Origin of the sequence: Streptomyces albidus (ex Kaewkla and Franco 2022) (genome assembly GCF_013870515.1) — a bacterium.
GTDB lineage: Bacteria > Actinomycetota > Actinomycetes > Streptomycetales > Streptomycetaceae > Streptomyces > Streptomyces albidus.
On sequence record NZ_JACBXA010000463.1, the window covers coordinates 1 to 2,011 of the forward strand.

The 2,011-nt window shown below is 73.4% G+C and carries 2 protein-coding genes; both read left to right on the forward strand.

The window, feature by feature from the left end; translation table 11 throughout:
- Positions 1-754 (forward strand): DUF5914 domain-containing protein (locus tag H5J26_RS30520; protein WP_181769190.1); only part of this gene is annotated, 754 nt, incomplete at its 5' end.
- Between the two features lie 5 nt (positions 755-759).
- Positions 760-2,004 (forward strand): lycopene cyclase family protein, encoded by a 1,245-nt coding sequence (locus H5J26_RS30525; protein WP_181769191.1) that lies wholly within the window; start codon positions 760-762, stop codon positions 2,002-2,004.
- Positions 2,005-2,011: the final 7 nt, after the last annotated feature.

The window sequence follows — 2,011 nt, forward strand, 5'->3', positions numbered from 1 at the left end:
GGCAGACGAGCCGCCCGCCGGACACTGCCCCCATCTGGGTGCGCCGCTGTGCGAGGGGGCGGTGTCCGGCGGGCGGCTCGTCTGCCGCTGGCACGGCCTGAGCCTGGACGGGACGGACCTGTCCGGCTGGACGCCGTACCCGGTGCACGACGACGGGGTGCTGGCCTGGGTCCGCCTCGACACGGCAGGCGGCGAACAACCGCTGCCGCACCCGGAGTTGCCGGCTCGCCCGGCCGACGTCCCGGCCCTTGACGCCGTCGCCACCCTGACCGGGGACTGCGAGCCCGAGGACGTCGTCGCCAACCGCCTCGACCCCTGGCACGGCGCGTGGTTCCACCCGTACTCCTTCACGCAGCTCACCGTCGTGGAGGAACCCCACCCCGACACCGGCGACCGGTTCGTGGTGGACGTGGCCTACCGGCTCGCCGGGCGCGCCGCCGTGCCCGTACGCGCCACGTTCACCGCACCGGGGCCCCGCACCGTCGTCATGCACATCCAAAGCGGCGAAGGCGCGGGCTCGTCCGTGGAGACGCACGCCACTCCACTGACGGCGCCCGGCCATCCACGGCCTCGAACTGCCGTCATCGAGGCGGTACTTGCCACCTCCGGACGACCGGGATTCCGTGTCGCACGGCGCATGGCCCCGTTGTTCCGGCCGCTGATGCGGCGCGCGGCCACCAGGCTCTGGCGCGACGACCTCGCCTATGCGGAGCGGCGCTGCGAACTGCGCGGCCGCAACGCCTTCCCGGGGTGAGGACGGTGAAGGAGGCGGACATCGTCGTCATCGGCGCCGGCGCCGCAGGGCTGTCGCTGGCCTGGCAGCTGACCCGGCCACGTGCCGCCGCACACGGGCACCACCCCTCGGTGCTGCTGGTGGAACCACCCCCCGGGCCGGTACGCACCCCTGCGCGCACCTGGTGCTTCTGGGAGGAACCCGGGGGCGACTGGGACGAGTTGCTCACCGCGTCGTGGCAGCGCCTCCTCATCCGGGGCCGCGACGGCCGCAGCACGACGGGCGACTGCCCAGTGCCGTACAAGATGCTCCGCTCGGAGGACTACACCCGCGCGCTGGGGGAGCGGCTGCGTGCATGCCCGGACGTGGAGCTGGTCGCCGGAACCGTCGCCACCGTGCACGACACCCCTCACGGGGCGCGGGTGACCGGCGTCGACGAGCAGGGCGAACCGTTCGCCTTGAGAGGCCGCTGGGTCTTCGACTCCCGCCCGCCCCGCCGTCTGCCGCCCGCCCGGACGACGCTGCTGCAGCACTTCCGCGGCTGGTTCGTGCGCACCGAGAGCGACTGCTTCGACCCGGCCGTCGCGGAGTTGATGGACATGCGCACCCAACAGCCGCGCCGTGGGCTCTCCTTCGCCTACGTCCTGCCAATGAGCGCTCGCGAAGCGCTGGTGGAATACACCGAGTTCTCGGAGACCGTCCTGGACCGCGCGGGCTACGAAGCGGCCCTCCGGCACTACACGAGCAGCACCCGCCCGCTGGGGCCCTTCACCGTCACGGCCACCGAACAAGGCGTCATTCCCATGACGGACGGAAGATTCCCACGACGCACCGGCGACTCCGTCTTCCCCGTGGGCGCCGCCGCCGGCGCCACCCGGCCGTCCACCGGCTACACCTTCACCGCCCTCCAGCGGCAGACCGCGGCGATCGCGCAGGCCGTCCGCGCGGGCCGCACTCCGCTGCCGCCGCGTCCGCACAGCCGCCGTCACCGCGCCATGGACGCCGTCCTGCTGCGGGCCCTGGCCACCGGGGGCGTCGAGGGGGCGCCCTTCTTCGAGGATCTCTTCCGCCGCAACCCGCTGCCGCGCGTACTGCACTTCCTCGACGGCCGCTCCACCCTGCGTGAGGAGTGGAACCTCGGTCTGCGAACCCCCGTCGGCGCGATGCTGGCCTCCCTCATCTCGCTTCCCACGGTTCCCTCCCGCGCGGCCGCACCGCCGCCCGGGTACACGAGCGCTCGCCCTGCGGCGGCTCAGGAGGTGAAGGTATGAAGCTCGT